At 70.5% G+C, this 15,443-nt stretch carries 15 protein-coding genes and 1 pseudogene; 9 read left to right on the forward strand and 7 right to left on the reverse strand.

Going from position 1 to position 15,443, the window contains the following annotated elements:
• The 4 genes from FJ694_RS23715 to FJ694_RS23730 form a co-directional block, all read right to left on the reverse strand.
• Positions 1-288 (reverse strand): CoA transferase (locus FJ694_RS23715; RefSeq protein ID WP_198320962.1); only part of this gene is annotated, 288 nt, incomplete at its 3' end.
• Positions 289-318: 30 nt separating this feature from the next.
• Complete coding sequence (locus tag FJ694_RS23720; protein WP_157269801.1) at positions 319-795, reverse strand: MaoC family dehydratase; 477 nt, start codon at positions 793-795, stop codon at positions 319-321.
• Between the two features lie 47 nt (positions 796-842).
• Positions 843-1,229 carry a VOC family protein gene (locus FJ694_RS23725; protein WP_157269802.1) on the reverse strand — a complete coding sequence of 129 codons (387 nt, stop codon included), beginning with the start codon at positions 1,227-1,229 and terminating at the stop codon, positions 843-845.
• 20 nt (positions 1,230-1,249) lie between these two features.
• A complete protein-coding gene (locus FJ694_RS23730) occupies positions 1,250-2,179 on the reverse strand; it encodes a ketopantoate reductase family protein (RefSeq protein ID WP_157269838.1) in 930 nt (309 codons plus the stop codon).
• A gap of 135 nt (positions 2,180-2,314) precedes the next feature.
• Between FJ694_RS23730 and FJ694_RS23735 the strand changes: the two genes are divergently transcribed.
• A complete protein-coding gene (locus FJ694_RS23735; protein WP_157269803.1) occupies positions 2,315-3,262 on the forward strand; it encodes a LysR family transcriptional regulator in 948 nt (315 codons plus the stop codon).
• 27 nt (positions 3,263-3,289) lie between these two features.
• Here FJ694_RS23735 and FJ694_RS23740 read toward each other — a convergent pair whose 3' ends face one another.
• Both FJ694_RS23740 and FJ694_RS23745 read right to left on the reverse strand, forming a co-directional pair.
• Positions 3,290-3,427 (reverse strand): hypothetical protein, encoded by a 138-nt coding sequence (locus tag FJ694_RS23740; RefSeq protein WP_157269804.1) that lies wholly within the window; start codon positions 3,425-3,427, stop codon positions 3,290-3,292.
• 447 nt (positions 3,428-3,874) lie between these two features.
• Positions 3,875-4,408, reverse strand: coding sequence for a hypothetical protein (locus FJ694_RS23745; protein ID WP_157269805.1), 534 nt, complete (start codon positions 4,406-4,408; stop codon positions 3,875-3,877).
• Between the two features lie 224 nt (positions 4,409-4,632).
• Here FJ694_RS23745 and FJ694_RS23750 point away from each other — a divergent pair, with 224 nt between their 5' ends.
• A complete protein-coding gene (locus FJ694_RS23750) occupies positions 4,633-7,002 on the forward strand; it encodes a DNA polymerase II (protein ID WP_157269806.1) in 2,370 nt (789 codons plus the stop codon).
• Between the two features lie 107 nt (positions 7,003-7,109).
• Positions 7,110-7,433 carry a hypothetical protein gene (locus tag FJ694_RS23755; protein WP_157269807.1) on the forward strand — a complete coding sequence of 108 codons (324 nt, stop codon included), beginning with the start codon at positions 7,110-7,112 and terminating at the stop codon, positions 7,431-7,433.
• A 157-nt stretch (positions 7,434-7,590) separates the two neighbouring features.
• Here FJ694_RS23755 and FJ694_RS23760 read toward each other — a convergent pair whose 3' ends face one another.
• Positions 7,591-8,523: a LysR substrate-binding domain-containing protein gene (locus FJ694_RS23760; RefSeq protein ID WP_157269808.1), complete on the reverse strand. Its 933-nt coding sequence runs from the start codon at positions 8,521-8,523 to the stop codon at positions 7,591-7,593.
• Between the two features lie 127 nt (positions 8,524-8,650).
• Here FJ694_RS23760 and FJ694_RS23765 point away from each other — a divergent pair, with 127 nt between their 5' ends.
• The 6 genes and pseudogenes from FJ694_RS23765 to FJ694_RS23790 all read left to right on the forward strand — a co-directional run bounded on the left by FJ694_RS23765 (position 8,651) and on the right by FJ694_RS23790 (position 15,380).
• Complete coding sequence (locus FJ694_RS23765) at positions 8,651-10,033, forward strand: L-serine ammonia-lyase (protein WP_157269809.1); 1,383 nt, start codon at positions 8,651-8,653, stop codon at positions 10,031-10,033.
• Between the two features lie 115 nt (positions 10,034-10,148).
• Entirely contained in the window at positions 10,149-11,369 is a 1,221-nt protein-coding gene (gene sstT / locus FJ694_RS23770; protein WP_157269810.1) for a serine/threonine transporter SstT, read from the forward strand.
• A gap of 112 nt (positions 11,370-11,481) precedes the next feature.
• Complete coding sequence (locus FJ694_RS23775; protein ID WP_157269811.1) at positions 11,482-12,744, forward strand: LysR family transcriptional regulator; 1,263 nt, start codon at positions 11,482-11,484, stop codon at positions 12,742-12,744.
• A 260-nt stretch (positions 12,745-13,004) separates the two neighbouring features.
• Positions 13,005-14,339 (forward strand): MFS transporter, encoded by a 1,335-nt coding sequence (locus FJ694_RS23780; protein ID WP_157269812.1) that lies wholly within the window; start codon positions 13,005-13,007, stop codon positions 14,337-14,339.
• 25 nt (positions 14,340-14,364) lie between these two features.
• A pseudogene (locus FJ694_RS23785) lies at positions 14,365-14,628 on the forward strand (DODA-type extradiol aromatic ring-opening family dioxygenase); the annotation flags it as partial.
• A gap of 41 nt (positions 14,629-14,669) precedes the next feature.
• Positions 14,670-15,380: an alpha/beta fold hydrolase gene (locus tag FJ694_RS23790; RefSeq protein ID WP_157269813.1), complete on the forward strand. Its 711-nt coding sequence runs from the start codon at positions 14,670-14,672 to the stop codon at positions 15,378-15,380.
• Positions 15,381-15,443 lie beyond the last annotated feature (63 nt).

Consider the following 15,443-nt stretch of genomic DNA (forward strand, 5'->3'; position numbering starts at 1 on the left):
GAACACGTCGGCCGTGTCCACCAGCTTGTGCATCAGCTCCAGCCCGCGCGGGTCCTTGAGGTTGATGCACAGGCCCTGCTTGCCCATGTTCTGCTGCAGGTAGTAGCCGCTTTGCCCGTTGACGAAGCAGGCGTGCTGGCGCCCGGCGTCGCCGGTGGTCGGGCGCTCGACCTTGATGACCTCGGCGCCCATGGCAGCCAGGCAGCGCGAGAGGTAGGGGCCGGCCAGGAAGTGGCTGTAGTCGATGACGCGGATGCCGGCCAGCGGCAGCGCTTCGGTTGTGCTCATGGAATGCTCTTGAATCGTTGCGGGCGGGGATCAGGCGGCGGCCGGGCGCAGCGGGATCATCAGGCGGTGCTCGCCCTTCTGGACCACCTCGCCGCGCTGGTTGATCAGCTCCGAGGGCAGGATGACGATGCCCCAGCCGCGACGGCTCCTGCTCTGGCGCGCCGTGCCGACGCGGAACTTCACGCGCACCCTGTCGCCGAGCTTGATGGGCAGCACGAAGTCCCAGGTCCAGCCCATGGACATGCCCGGCTGGAAGCGCAGCGCGCTGCGGGTCTTCAGGCCATCGGCGATGGACAGGCCGAACAGGCCATGCGCGACGCGGGTGCCGAACGGCGTGGTCCGGGCGTATTCCTCGTCGGTGTGCACGGGCGTGAAGTCGCCGGTGAGCTCGGCGTAGGCCATCACGCGGGCTTCGGTCACCTCGTACTCGGGGCTGGTGCACTCGGCACCCACCTCCACTTCGTCCCAGTACAGCTCGGGCGTGCCGGGGTCGGGGCTGTGGCTCATGTCTCGTTCCTTGGGGTTCGTGTCTTGCGTCCTGGAGGAGCGCGGGCTCAGGCGCGGGGGTCGATGGCGAGCGCCTCGGCCACGGCATTGCCGGTGGCCTGCAGGATCTCCACCGCCAGCCCGTCGGGCAGGCGCAGCCAGTTGCGGCCCTGGGGCATCTCGGTCACGCCAAAGGCCCTGGCCGCTTCCAGCGCGGCTTCAAGGTCGCTGGTCATCACGCCCAGGTGGGCCAGGCGACCCTCGGGGCCCTCGAAGCCTGGGTCCTGGATGAACTGCATGCCGCCGATGGTCCAGACCTGGCGCGGCGCCTCGGGGTCGCCATCGACCATGCGCGTGCTCATGCCCAGCACCTCGCGAAAGAAGCGCAGGTGCCATTGCAGATCCTTCACGCGCACGGCCACGTGCTCGACGTAGGAACGGGTGCTTGCCGTCATGGGGTGTCTCCTTGATGGGTTCAGGCGGCCTGCAGCCGGCGCTCGATGCCCTTGATGCAGGCCACCAGCGTGCGGTTGACGGGCGTGGGCACGCCCAGGCGTTCGCCCTGGCGCACCACGGCGCCGTTGATGAAATCCACCTCGGTGACGGAGCCCTTTTCCAGGCTCTGCAGCATCGAGGTCTTGAACTGCGGCGGCAGCCCGGCGCTGGCCTTGATCCAGGGTTGACGGGGGTCCGTCATCGACAGCCGCACGCCCTGGGCCTGCGCCACCGCGATGGCCTCGGCCACGGCGGCCAGCGCGGCCTGCTCGACCTCGGGCACGGCGTACAGGTCGCCGTAGGTCAGGCCCGTGATGCCGGCCAGTGCGCCGGTGGCCACGTTGACCAGCAGCTTGTCCCACATCGTCCCGAGGATGTTGTCGCTGACGATGCAGCGCAGGCCGGCCGCCTCGAAGGCCTTGGCCACCGCCTGCGCGCGGAAGCTCACCGTGCCGTCGAGTTCGCCGATGAGCGTTTCCTTGTCCTTGACGCCGATGCGCACCCGGCCCGGCGCCAGCAGCACGCCACCCACGTAGGTCTTGCCCGCCATCACGCGCTCGCGGCCCACGGCGGCAATGAGCTCGTCCTCGTGGCCCAGGCCGTTCTGCAGCGACATCACCACCGTGTCGGGGCCGACCACGGGGCCGGCCGCCTCGATGGCGCGCCGGGTGTCGAAGGACTTCACCAGCACGATGACCAGGTCCATCGGCTCCAGGCCGGCGCAGCCGGTGGCGGCACTCACCTTCACGCTGCGCTCCACGCCGTCCTCGACCAGGCGCAGGCCGTCGCGGTTCATGGCGTCCACGTGCGTGGCGTTGCGCGTCACCAGCGTGACCTCGCAGCCGCCCTCGGCCAGCACGCCGCCGATGGCGCATCCCAGGGCACCCGCGCCCAGCACACAGATCTTCAAGTTCATTCCTTGTCGCTTGGCTGCTGCCTGCAACGGCAGCGCGTGGCCGCAACCATAGGCAGCGGCGAAACTGCTGGCAATGCAATGCGGTCAATACACTCCATTGCGCTGCGCAATACGGAAGACGACCCGCCCATGAGCACTGAAGACCTCTCCCTGCCCGACCTGAAGCTGCTGCGCCTGTTCGAGCTGCTCTACGGCACGCGCAGCGTCACGCGTGCGGCCGAGCAGCTGGGGCAGAGCCAGCCCACGGTGAGCATCTGGCTGGGCAAGCTGCGGGAGCTGCTGCACGATCCCCTGTTCGTCCGCACGCCCGCGGGCATGCAGCCCACGCCGCGGGCGGATGCGCTCATCGGCACGGTGAGGGAGGCGCTCGCCTGCGTGCGCCGCCTGGCCGAAACCGCCCCGGAGTTCGATCCTGCCCAGGCGCAGCGGCGGTTTCGCATCTGCATGACCGATGCCAGCCACGTCACGCTGCTGCCGCAGTTGCTTGCGCACGTGCGCGCCGTGGCGCCGAGGGTTCGGCTGGAGGCCGCACGCATCGACGCGGACACCGCGCGTGCGCTGGAAGCTGGTGATGCCGACCTGGCCATCGGACTGGTGCCGGGGCTGGAGGCGGGCTTCTACCAGCAGACGCTGTTCGCGCAGGACTGGGTGTGCCTGGCCAACCGCCGCCACCCTCGCCTGGCCGACGGGCGGCTGACGCTGCGCCGCTACGAGGCCGAGCCGCACGTGGCCATCGCCTCGGGCACCGGCTACCAGTTGCTCGCGGCGACGCTCAAGGAACGCAACATCACGCGCGACGTGCACCTGGAACTGCCGGGATTCCTGGGACTGCCCGCCATCGTCTCCACCACCGACCTGGTGGCCACGCTGCCGCGCCACATCGGCGAGACGCTGGCGCGCACGGCAGATCTGCTGGTGCTCAGGTGTCCGCTACCCATCCCGGGCTTCGAGGTCAAGCAGCACTGGCATGCGCGCTTCCACCATGACGCCGCCAACCGCTGGCTGCGCGGCGTGTGTGCGGCGCTCTTCATGCAGGAGGGCGCACCGCGCAAGCCCGCGACGCAGACGCGGGACTGAAGCCAGCAGGTCAAATCGATGCAGCCGTCAACGGAAAAGCAGGACTCTTGCCGACACGAAGACCGCTGCCGCGATGAGGGACAGGCCAACGGCCTGGGGAACGAAATGGAGGAAGACCTTGAGCAGATCCAGCAGGTCCGCAAGGGTCTGGCGATGGTTTTTCACGGGAGTCGTTTCGCGGCGTGAGCCGGCCGGCACCGGGACACGAGGCCGCGTGGAATCAAGGGTTGTCCAGGATCGTGATCCGATTGTCCCGAAATGTGTTTCACGAATGTGAAAACCCCGGCCGGGGTTGTTTCATGGCGAAACCAGATCAGTCGTCCCGCACGGGCCCCATCTCGTTGCTGCCGCAATGACCAGCGCAGTTTCCGGTGCGCACGACAGGGATTCCGATCGTCGGACCCATGCGCTGCGTGAATGCCGCGGGGGCGCTGGACCTGCAGGCCGGCGCGGACCCGCTGCGCGCGCAAGGAGCCTTCGCGTGATCGAGATCGTGCGAGCACCGGTGCTCGGCACCGGAACCGGGCACGAGGTCGAAGGGCTGGAACGCACGGCATGCACCAACGGCACCGGTTGCCGGCTCAACCGCGCGCCCGACCGCCGATGCGGGGATCAGGCCATCGCGTGGCGCAGCGCGAGCCCCGTGTTGCCGCCGATACGGGCCTCGGCAGGCTGCCACGCCAGGTCACGGGCCACCCACAGGTCGCCCCAGCGCAAGGCGCGCCGGGCGCGAACCCCTTCCACGTAGTCCCGGGCACCGGGGGACAGGAAGGCGAGTTCCTGCAACTCCGCGTGCGCCGCCACGGAACTGGTCAGCTCGTCGAGATCGCGCGACAGCGGCTGGCAAGCGTGGACCAGCGCCTGCCAGCCGGCACAACGGCGCGACTGGCGGCCGAGCACCCAGATGCTGGCGAATCCCAGGCCGGCAATGCCTGCCATCTCGCCATCCCTCACGACGGCGCCCACAACGATGGGCACCAGCAGCATGAGGGCGGCTGCGAAGGCGAGCAGCAGGCCCAATGCGGATGTCGTTGCACAGAACTCCAGTTCCCGCACGGCCGTGGCGCATGCGCCGTCGAGCAGGGCGTCGGGCAGAACCGTGTGCAGGCTGAATACCTGACTGAAAAGCGTGTAGGCGGTGCTCACGTGGATGGTCCCAGGCGTTCTTCGGGCCCGGTTCCAGGCCCAGATACGGTGACAGGCCCGGGATCACAACACAGAACGCGCCGGCAGGCACCAGGGTGCCTCGATGTCCCGGCATGGCCCGCGCCCTCGCCATGAGCACTTCATCGACAATCCGCAGCCCCGGCCGGCGCCAGGGGCGCTCGCGGCCGGAGGGTGCGAGGGCGCAAACATCGAGGTCGAAGGCGTTGGATCAGCAGCAGGGATTCGTGCTCACGCGGCACTGGCGCGACACGCCGCAGGGCACGGAGGTGGAGTTCTGGCTGGCCACCGATGACGGTCCCTGCCGGGTGCGGCTGCCCTGCCAGAACTCGGTGGCCTTCTTTCCCGCCGAGCGGCACGAGCAGGTCGCCTCGCTGCTGCGCGGCGAGCGCGACGTGGAGATCCGCCCGCTCGAGCTGCGCGACTTCCAGCACCGCCCCGTGATGGGCCTGTACTGCTGGCAGCACCACCACTTGATGCGCGCCGAAAAGCTGCTCAGGCGCGCCGGCGTCCCGGTGTTCGAGGCCGACATCCGCCCCCCGGAGCGCTACCTGATGGAGCGCTTCATCACCGCGCCGGTGCGGTTTTCCGGCACGCCCGACGGCCGCGGCCTGGTGCGCCAGGCGCGCATGAGGCCCGCGCCCGGCTACCGCCCTCGCCTGCGGCTGGCGTCGCTCGACGTCGAGACCAGCCGGCACGGCGAGCTCTACTCCATCGCGGTCGAGGGCTGCGGCCAGCGCCAGGTCTGGGTGCTGGGCCCGCCCGGCGGCCACGAGGAAGCGGTCGATTTCCGGCTCGACGTTGTCGAGTCCCGGGCGCAGCTGCTGCAGGCGCTGTGCGACTGGCTCGCGCGCCACGACCCGGACGCCCTCATCGGCTGGAACCTGGTGCAGTTCGACCTGCGCATCCTGCACGAGCACGCGCAGCGGCTGCAGCTGCCGCTGCGCATCGGCCGCGGCGGCGCCGTGATGGAGTGGCGCGAGCACGGCACGCAAGGCGGCCACTTCTTCGCGGCCGCCGCCGGGCGGCTGCTCATCGACGGCATCGAGGCGCTGCGCTCGGCCACCTGGAGCTTCGCTTCCTTCGCGCTGGAGAACGTCGCGCGCGAGCTGCTGGGCGAGGGCAAGGCCATCGACACGCCGCACGAGCGCATGGCCGAGATCGACCGCATGTTCGCCCAGGACAAGGTGGCGCTGGCCCGCTACAACCTCAAGGACTGCGAGCTGGTGACGCGCATCTTCGCGAAGACGCGCGTGCTGCACTTCCTGCTGGAGCGCGCCACCGTCACGGGGTTGCCGGCCGACCGCAGCGGCGGCTCGGTGGCGGCCTTCACGCACCTGTACCTGCCGCGCATGCACCGCCTGGGCTTCGTCGCGCCCCTCCTGGGCGAGGAGAAGCCCGGCAGCAGCCCCGGCGGCTTCGTCATGGACTCGCGGCCCGGGCTCTACGACTCGGTGCTGGTGCTGGACTACAAGTCGCTGTACCCGTCGATCATCCGCACCTTCCTGATCGACCCGGTCGGGCTGGTCGAGGGCCTGCACGGCGCGGACGCAAGCGGCTCGGTGCCCGGCTTCGACGGCGCGCGCTTCTCGCGCACGCGCCACTGCCTGCCCGCCATGGTCGAGCAGGTCTGGCAGGGCCGCGAGGCCGCCAAGCACGAGGGCAACGCACCCCTGTCCCAGGCGCTCAAGATCATCATGAACTCGTTCTACGGCGTGCTCGGCACGCGCGGCTGCCGCTTCTGCGACCCGCGCCTGACGGCCTCCATCACGCGCCGGGGCCACGAGATCATGCGCAGCACGCGCGAGCTGATCGAGGCCCAGGGCTGGCGAGTCATCTATGGCGACACCGACTCGACCTTCGTCTGGCTGGGGCGCGAGCACAGCCAGGCCGACGCGGCGCGCATCGGCCACGCCCTGGTGCAGCACGTCAACCGGTGGTGGCGGGAGCACCTGGAAACGGAATTCGGCCTGCACAGCGCGCTGGAGCTGCAGTTCGAGACGCACTACCGGCGCTTCCTGATGCCCACCATCCGCGGCTCGCAGGAAGGCAGCAAGAAGCGCTATGCCGGGCTGGTCGCGCGCGACGACGGCAGCGAGCACCTGGTCTTCAAGGGGCTGGAGACGGTGCGCTCGGACTGGACGCCGCTGGCGCAGCGCTTCCAGCAGGAGCTCTACCTGCGCGTGTTCCAGCGCCAGCCCTACCGGGAGTGGGTGCGCGACTTCGTGCGCCGCACGCTGGCGGGCGAGCTGGACGAGCTGCTGGTCTACCGCAAGCGGCTGCGCCGGGACCTGGGCGACTACCAGCGCAACGTGCCGCCGCACGTGCGCGCGGCGCGCCTGGCCGACGCGAACGACAAGCGGCTCGGACGCCTGCTGGAGTTCCCGGGCAGCGGCCGCGGCCGCATCAGCTACGTGATGACGACCTCGGGGCCGCAGCCGCTGGAGCCGCGGCAAGCGCCCATCGACCACCACCATTACGTCGAGCGCCAGCTGCGGCCCGTGGCCGACGCCATCCTGCCCTTCGTGCAGGACGACTTCATGAGGCTGATCGATCCCAACCGCGGCCTGTTCTGAACCCGGCCTGCCCGAAGACCGAAGACCGCTCGCGAGGCAGCAGGACACGCAGAGCCCGCAAGGCCCTGTGCGATCCACGCCGATGCCGCCACGCTAGGGTTGCTCCCATGGCCACTTCCAAGCTCCCCGTGACGCTGCCCGCGCACTGGTTCGCCGAGGACGACTGGCGCGGCACCCTCCTCCACGCCGCGGACGGCAAGGGCCGCGTCCTGGCCTCGGTCACGGTCAGCGAAGAGGTGCGCGGCTACCTGGTCGGCGTGCAGCAGGTGCCGGCTTCCCACGGGCGGGCGCGGCGGTACATGAGCCGGGGCTGGCGGGCGCGGCTGTACCGGGATGCGCTGGCGGCGCTGATGTCGTCCTGGCGCGGCCTGCAATCCGCGCAGGACCCCGGCCACGCGGCGCTCATGGACGCATCCGGCAAGGAACGCTGAACCGGTAATCGTCTCCTGGCGCTCGCCTCGCCGTGTGGCGTTTGCCGGCGAGCGGCCTGCGTGGCGTCATCGCCCGCCGCTGCGGACCTGGGAGCGCGGCTCCTGTGCCGCCAGCGACAGCCCGATCCGCCATCCGACAGGCGGTTCCCGCCCGCCCTCACAAGGTCTTGAGGCGTTGAGCCTCGCAGGCCTCCTCCACGATCCAGTCGTGCACTGCCGATACCCGCCGGTCGTCCAGCGCGCCCGCGACGTACACCAGGCAGTACCGCTTGCCGGTGCGCACCGACTGCGCGAACGGCGCAACGAGCTGGCCGCTGGCCAGTTCATCCGTGGTCAGGGTGCGCCGCGCGATCGCCACGCCCATGCCGGCAATGGCGGCCTGGATCGTGATCTGGTTGCGGTTGAACATGTAGCCGCGGCGCACGTCGACCTGAGGCGCCCCGATGGCCCGCAGGTAGCGCTCCCACTCGGCATAGGGCGCGCTGCCGCGCCACGCCGTCATGTCGTGCAGCAGCGGATAGTGATCGAGCCGGTCGGGCGCTTCCAGCGGCGGCCGCCCGCGCATCAGCGCCGGCGCGCAGACCGGAAAGATCTCCTCCTCGATCAGCACCGTGCTCTGGAAGCCCGGCAGCGCGCCGTCGTTGAGGTCGATCGCCAGGTCGAACTCGCCCTCGCGCAGCGACCGGGTGCTGTCCTCGGCCTCGACCTGCAGCTCGATCCCCGGATAGCGCTGCATCAGCCGCGGCATGCGCGGCAGCAGCCAGATGGCCAGGAACGAGGGCAGCGAGCGCAGCCGCACCACGCCGCTGAGCGCGCCGCCACGCAGGCGTGCGATCGCGAGATCCACCGCCGCGTAGGCAGGATCGACCGCGGCCTGCAGGCGCCGGCCCTCGTCGGTGAGCTCGATGCGCCGCGTCAGGCGGCGAAACAGCCTGAAGCCCAGCCAGGCCTCCAGCGCCTTGATCTGCTGGCTCACCGCGCCGGTCGTGATGTGCAGCTCCGCCCCGGCTTCCGTGAACGACTGGTGCCGTGCCGCGGCCAGGAACACCTTCAGCCGCGAATGGACCTGTGATGGCGCAGTGACATTCATGCTTCAGTTTTACTAAACCGGAAGCAAGAAATCATCGTTTGAAACGTGAAATCCTGCTGCGCATACTTCGCCGCCATCGGCCCCCCATGGGGTACGTGTAAGTCAAACTGAACCTGCCGCCATACACATGTCCATCAGCGCACTTGATCTGTTCAAGGTCGGCATCGGCCCGTCGAGCTCCCACACCGTCGGCCCGATGCGCGCGGCGTACGAGTTCGCGCATCAGCTCGAGGCCCAGGGGCGCCTGGCAGCCGTGCACCAGGTACAGGTGAAGCTGTACGGTTCGCTGTCGGCCACCGGCATCGGCCACGGCACAGACCGCGCCGTGGTCGTCGGCCTCAGCGGCGAGCGGCCGGACCAGGTGGATCCCGACCGCATCGGTGCCATCGCCGACGGCGTGCGGACCGGCGGGACGCTGCAACTGGCCGGCCGGCACGCCGTGGCCTTCGACTGGGAGCGTGACCTGCGCCTGCTGCCGGTGTCGCTGCCGCACCACCCGAACGCGCTGCGCCTGGCCGCCCGGGGCGCGGACGGCTCGGTGCTGGCCGAGGAGACCTACTACTCGATCGGCGGCGGCTTCGTGGTCAGCGAGGCGCAGGCCCGCGGTGGCGCCACCGGTGCAGTCCCCGTGGACGTGCACTACCCCTTCGACAGCGCGGCCGAGCTGCTGGCGATCTGCCGCAGGCATTCGCTGCGCATCAGCGAGGTGATGCTGGCCAACGAGCTGGCATGGCGCAGCGAGAGCGAGACGCGCGCCGCGCTGGCGCGGATCTGGGAGGCCATGCGCGGCTGCGTGGCGCGCGGTATCACGCAGGAGGGCACGCTGCCCGGCGGCCTCAACGTGCGCCGCCGCGCCGCGGCGCTGCACCGCCGGCTGCAGGAGCGCGAGCGCTCGGGCAACCTGATCAGCCAGACCTTCGAGGCGCTGGACTGGGTCAACCTCTACGCGCTGGCCGTCAACGAGGAGAACGCCGGGGGCGGGCGCGTCGTCACCGCGCCCACCAACGGCGCGGCCGGCATCATCCCCGCGGTGCTGCACTACTACATGAGGTTCCAGCCCGGCAGCGACGAGCGCCACGTGGTGGACTTCCTGCTTGCGGCCGCGGCGATCGGCACGCTGCTCAAGAAGAATGCGTCGATCTCGGGCGCCGAGGTCGGCTGCCAGGGCGAGGTCGGCTCGGCCTGCGCGATGGCGGCGGCCGGGCTGGCCGAGGTGCTGGGCGGCACGCCCGAGCAGGTCGAGAACGCGGCCGAGATCGGCCTGGAACACAACCTGGGCCTGACCTGCGACCCGGTGGGCGGGCTGGTGCAGGTGCCGTGCATCGAGCGCAACGCCATGGGGTCGGTCAAGGCGATCAACGCCGCGCAGCTGGCGCTGCGCGGCGACGGCGCGCACGCGATCTCGCTCGATCAGGCCATCCGCACCATGCGCGACACCGGGCGCGACATGCTCGACAAGTACAAGGAAACGTCCCGCGGCGGGCTCGCCGTCAGCTTCATCGAGTGCTGACCCGACCGCCGGGCGCCCATGTGCCGCCCGGGGAGCCGCAAGTCCGGCAGCGCGACCGGACCCCATTCATACACATCGCGCGCACACCGGCCCCTGCCGCAGGAGACAACGCATCATGAACACGGCCGTACAGGCGCTTCCAAGGTTCTTCGCCCGCACCAGCCTCGTGACCCAGATCGCCATCGGACTGGTCTGCGGCATTGCCCTGGCGCTGCTGGCGCCCGGCGTGGCACGTTCGACGGCCCTGCTGGGCGACCTCTTCATCGCCGCGCTCAAGGCGGTGGCCCCGGTGCTGGTGCTGGTGCTCGTGGCGGCGGCCATTGCCGGGCATGAGAAGGGGCAGCCCACGCACGTCAGGCCGATTCTTCTGCTGTACCTGCTCAGTACCCTGGCCGCGGCGCTGGTGGCGGTGGCCGCGAGCTTCATGTTCCCGACCACGCTGGTGCTCAACGCGCCGCCGGTGAGCGGCGAGCCGCCCGGGGGCATCCTCGGCGTGCTCAGGAACCTGCTGCTCTCCGCGGTGAGCAATCCGGTCAAGGCGCTGATGGAAGCCAACTTCATCGGCATCCTGGCCTGGGCCATCGGCCTGGGCGTCATGCTGCGTCACGCCAGTTCCGGCACGCGCCAGATGCTCTTCGACCTTTCCGACGCGATGTCGTCGCTGGTCAAGGTCGTGATCCGTTTCGCGCCGCTGGGCATCTTCGGGCTGGTGGGCGCGACGCTGGCCCAGTCCGGCCTGGGCGCGCTCGTCGGCTACGGCCGGCTGCTGGCGGTGATGGTGGGCTGCATGCTGTTCGTCGCGCTGGTGGTCAACCCGCTGATCGTCTACCTGAAGACGCGCCGCAATCCGTATCCGCTGGTCTTCCTGTGCCTGCGCGAGAGCGGCATCACCGCGTTCTTCACGCGCAGTTCGGCCGCCAACATCCCGGTCAACCTGGAGCTGTGCCGGCGGCTGAAGCTGCACGAGGACACGTACGCGATCTCGATTCCGCTCGGCGCCACGATCAACATGGCAGGCGCGGCGGTCACGATCTCCGTGATGACGCTGGCCGCGGCGCATACGCTGGGCATGCAGGTGGACATGCTCACGGCACTGCTGCTGTGCATCGTCGCCTCGCTGGCAGCCGCCGGCGTCTCCGGCGTGGCCGGCGGCTCGTTGCTGCTGATCCCGATGGCCACGAGCCTGTTCGGCATCTCCACCGACGTGGCGATGCAGGTGGTGGCCATCGGCTTCGTGATCAGCGTCGTGCAGGACTCGGCGGAGACCGCGCTGAACTCGTCCACCGACGTGCTGCTCACGGCGGCGGGCTGCGTGGACGAGTACCAGTTGCCGTAGTCAGCGTCGCCTGCGCTGGCGGGGCGGGCCTGACCATGAGCGCGCGGACACGCGAACGCAAAATGAGCCGATGGTCTTGTCCACGCCGTCACCCACCCCGGCCGTGTCGCCGATGGCCGAACCCGTCGCCATGCCATGGCTGGCCGAACGCATCAGATCGCTGCGTTCGCTGCGGGCGGTCGCCCGGCATGGCAGCACGGCACGTGCGGCGGAAGCGATCCACGTCTCGCAACCGGCGGTGGTCCGCTCCATCGGCGCGCTGGAGAAGGCGTGCGGGCTGGCGTTGTTCGTGCGCACCGCGCGCGGCATGGTGCCCACGCCGCTGGGCGAGCGCCTGGCGCGGCGGGCCGAGACGCTGATGCTGCACCTGGCCTGCGGTGCATCGGAAGCCCTCGCCGCTGCACCGCTGACGGCGCGGACGCCCGCGTCGCCAGCGCGTTTCCCGGACATCGTCTCCGCCGGCAGCCTGCGCGCCCTGGTGGCCATCGCGGCCGGCGGCAGCGAGGCCGCCGCCGCAGCGGCGCTGGCGGTGACGCAGCCGGCCGTGCACGCCGCGCTGCAGGCGCTGGAGCAGGCGCTGGGCGTGCGGCTGTTCTACCGGATGGCGGCCGGCACGCGGCTCACGCCCGCCGGCGAGGCCTTGCTGCGCTGCGTGAAGCTGGCGCTCGCCGAGATCAGGGCCATGGAGGGCGACCTCGCGGCCTGGCGCGGCAACATCCGCGGGCGCCTGGTGGTGGGGGTGCTGCCGCTGTCCGTGTCCCTGTTCCTTCCACGCGCGGTCGAGGCCCTGGTCCGCGACCATCCCGACATCGAGATCGAGATCGTCGACGGGACCTACGAGAGCCTGTTGCGGCAGTTGCTCAGCGCAGACGTGGATGCCATCGCGGGTGCGCTGCGCGACGGGGCAGACCCGGACCTGCGCCAGTTGCACCTGTTCGATGACGACCTGGTCGTCGTGGCCCGTGCCGGCCATCCCTGCCTGCAGCGCCGGGGCCTGTCCCTGGGCGACCTGGCGCGATGCGACTGGGTCACTCCGCTGCCGGGCACGTCGGCCGACCGCGCCCTGCAGCAGGTCTTCCACGCGCAAGGCCTGGATGCGCCGCGCGGGCCGTTGCGCGCCAGCAGTCCCGCCCTGACCCTGGCCCTGGTGATGCAGGCCGGCCGCCTGGCCATCGCCTCGCGTGCCCAGGCGATGTCCGAGAGCCAGGGCGGCCAACTGTGCATCGTCCCGCTCGACTTGCCCACCACCATGCGGCGCATCGGCGTGGCCACCCGCGCCGTGGGCGAGCCCTCCCAGGATCTGCAGTTGTTCCTGCAAGCCTGCCAGGGCGCAGCCCGGCCACCGGCCGGCGACGCGCGCCGGCATCGCGGTTGACGCGACTGCCCCCTCGCGGGATTCACCGCGTGCGCGGCGCCCCATAAGCAGAAGTCATGGGCCAGCCCCGATCCGTGATTGGTCGGCGGCGCCCAGGCCTGTGATGCTCTCGCCTGAGGACAAGAAGCTGCAACGGCCCGCGCCATGCGGGTTCCGGCCTTGCTGGCCCGGAGCAGTTCCTGCACGGCGGCGCTGCCGCGGGCGGCGTCGCCGCCAGCCTCCCGGCCCGAGAGAGACAACCTGTTCCCCTGAGGACTTGTATGACCGACATCCGCAAGACGCTCGATGAGAGCGCCATGAGCCGCTTCCAGTGGGTCGCCGTGGCGATCTGCGTGATGCTCATCATGCTCGACGGCTTCGACGTGCTGGTGATGGCCTTCACCGCTGCCAGCGTGGCCGCCGAGTGGAAGCTCAATGGCGCGCAGCTGGGTGTGCTGTTCAGCGCCGGCCTGTTCGGCATGGCGGCGGGCTCGCTGTTCGTGGCCCCGCTGGCCGATCGCATGGGGCGCCAGCCCGTCATCGTGCTGTGCCTGATCGTCGTCGCGGCGGGCATGCTGCTGTCAGGCGTGGCGCAGAGCCACGCGCAGCTCGTGGCGCTGCGCGGCATCACCGGCGTGGGCATCGGCGGCATGCTTGCCAGCGTGGGCGTCATCACCGCCGAGTACTCCTCGCTGAAGTGGCGCAGCACCTGCGTGGCGCTGCAGGCCACGGGCTATCCCATCGGCGCCACGCTGGGCGGCCTGGTGGCCGCGTGGCTGCTGCAGCACTACGGCTGGCGCTCGGTGTTCGTCTTCGGCGGGCTGGCCACGGCGCTGATGATTCCCGTGGTGCTGTGGCGGCTGCCCGAGTCGGTGGACTTCCTCGTCGCGCGCCGTCCGGCGCGCGCACTGGAAAAGCTCAACCGGATCATGGCCTTCATGGAGCGCCCGCCGCTGCAGCAGTTGCCCGTGCGAGACGCCGGTGCGGCGGCCCAGGGCAATGCCGTGGCCGGCCTGTTCAGGAACGGCCTGGCGCGCCCGACGCTGATGCTCTGGAGCGCCTTCTTCCTGCTGATGTTCAGCGTGTACTTCTCGCTGAGCTGGACGCCGAAGCTGCTGGTGCAGGCCGGGCTGTCGGCACAGCAGGGCGTCACCGGCGGGGTGCTGATCAACGTGGGCGGCATCGTGGGCGGCAGCCTGTTCGGGGCGCTGGCCGTGCGCGTGCGGCTGGTTCACCTCACGGTGGCGGCCTTCCTGATCTACGCGCTGTTCACCGCGCTGTTCGGCGCGGTATCGGGCGCCCTGGGACTGGCCTTCGCCGTGGCCTTCGGCATGGGCATCTTCCTGTTCGCGTCGATGGCGGGGCTGTATGCCTTCGCGCCGGCCACGTACCCGGCGGCGGTGCGCACCACCGGCCTGGGCTGGGCCATCGGCATCGGCCGCATCGGCGCCATCGTGGCCCCGCTGACCGCCGGTGTGCTGCTCGACGGCGGCTGGCAGCCCGCGTCGCTGTACTACGCCTACGCGCTGCCGCTGGTGGCCGGCGCCCTGGCGGTGCTGGCCATCGGCACCGGCCGCACCTTGCCGGGCAAGTCGCGGCCCATGGCCGCGCACTGACACGCCTCGCCACCAGCCGTTGAAGCGCGCGGGGCTGATCAACCGTGAGTGGGACAACGCCCTCCTCGACAAGCTGATCGACGACCCCGAGGCGGCGGCGAGCATTGCGCACGTCGACTACGTGCGCGAGGCCGGCAGCGAGGGCATCGAGCTGGTGATGTGGCTGATCGCGCGCGGCGCGATGAGCGACGTCAACGCCGGCGCGGCCAGGCCCACCGTGAGGCCGCGCTTCCACCACGTGCCCGCCTCCAACACCGCGGTGGGCCACTTCATTCTCGAAAACAACTGACCTTGAAAGCAGGGCGTGCAAGCGCCCTGGGGAGTTAAACGATGACGCGACCCTGTGTGGTGTTGCTGCCGGGCCTGATGTGCGATGCCGCCGTGTGGGCGGCGCAGTGCGAGGTGCTGGCTTTCGCGGACTGCGTGGTGCCGTCCTATGGCGAGCTGTCCTCCATCACCGGCATGGCCCGCCACGTCCTGGAGACCGTGCCGGCGCAGCGCTTCTCGGTGGCCGGGCACTCGATGGGAGGCCGTGTGGCGCTGGAGATGGTGCGTCTGGCACCGCAGCGCGTCGAGCGGCTGGCGCTTCTCGACACGGGTATGGACCCGATTGCCGGGGGCGCCGCGGGCGAGCAGGAGCGGGCCAGGCGCCTGGCGCTGCTGCAACTGGCCCGGGACAAGGGCATGCGCACGATGGGGGCCGAGTGGGCACGCGGCATGGTCCATCCGGCCCGCCTGGACTCGCCGCTGTTCCAGGACATCCTGGACATGATCGATCGGCACACGCCCGCCATTTTCGAGGCCCAGATCAACGCGCTGCTGGCCCGTCCGGATGCGCGCAGCGTGCTCGCAGGCTTGCGCTGCCCGACGCTGGTCGCGTGTGGCCGCCAGGATGCCTGGAGCCCGCTGTCGCGCCACGAGGAGATGCACGCCTTGATCCCGGGCTCGCGTCTCGTTGCCATCGAGGACAGCGGCCACATGAGCACGATGGAGCAGCCCGCCGCCGTGTCACGAGCGCTGCTCGACTGGATGCAGGGGTGATGGATACGGTCGCCTGCCAGGACATCGAGCGGGCCTGCCGCGGGCTCGTGATGCGTGCAGCCA

Origin of the sequence: Azohydromonas aeria (assembly GCF_009760915.1) — a bacterium.
Classification (GTDB): domain Bacteria; phylum Pseudomonadota; class Gammaproteobacteria; order Burkholderiales; family Burkholderiaceae_C; genus Azohydromonas; species Azohydromonas aeria.

What these genes read in the sequence shown, in the direction of transcription:
- FJ694_RS23790 (WP_157269813.1), top strand. Translation starts at nt 14,670, where the DNA reads ATGACGCGACCCTGTGTGGTGTTGCTGCCGGGCCTGATGTGCGATGCC.
- FJ694_RS23765 (WP_157269809.1), top strand. Translation starts at nt 8,651, where the DNA reads ATGTCCATCAGCGCACTTGATCTGTTCAAGGTCGGCATCGGCCCGTCG.
- FJ694_RS23755 (WP_157269807.1), top strand. Translation starts at nt 7,110, where the DNA reads ATGGCCACTTCCAAGCTCCCCGTGACGCTGCCCGCGCACTGGTTCGCC.
- FJ694_RS23760 (WP_157269808.1), bottom strand. Translation starts at nt 8,523, where the DNA reads ATGAATGTCACTGCGCCATCACAGGTCCATTCGCGGCTGAAGGTGTTC.
- sstT (WP_157269810.1), top strand. Translation starts at nt 10,149, where the DNA reads ATGAACACGGCCGTACAGGCGCTTCCAAGGTTCTTCGCCCGCACCAGC.
- FJ694_RS23780 (WP_157269812.1), top strand. Translation starts at nt 13,005, where the DNA reads ATGACCGACATCCGCAAGACGCTCGATGAGAGCGCCATGAGCCGCTTC.
- FJ694_RS23735 (WP_157269803.1), top strand. Translation starts at nt 2,315, where the DNA reads ATGAGCACTGAAGACCTCTCCCTGCCCGACCTGAAGCTGCTGCGCCTG.
- FJ694_RS23720 (WP_157269801.1), bottom strand. Translation starts at nt 795, where the DNA reads ATGAGCCACAGCCCCGACCCCGGCACGCCCGAGCTGTACTGGGACGAA.
- FJ694_RS23775 (WP_157269811.1), top strand. Translation starts at nt 11,482, where the DNA reads ATGGCCGAACCCGTCGCCATGCCATGGCTGGCCGAACGCATCAGATCG.
- FJ694_RS23725 (WP_157269802.1), bottom strand. Translation starts at nt 1,229, where the DNA reads ATGACGGCAAGCACCCGTTCCTACGTCGAGCACGTGGCCGTGCGCGTG.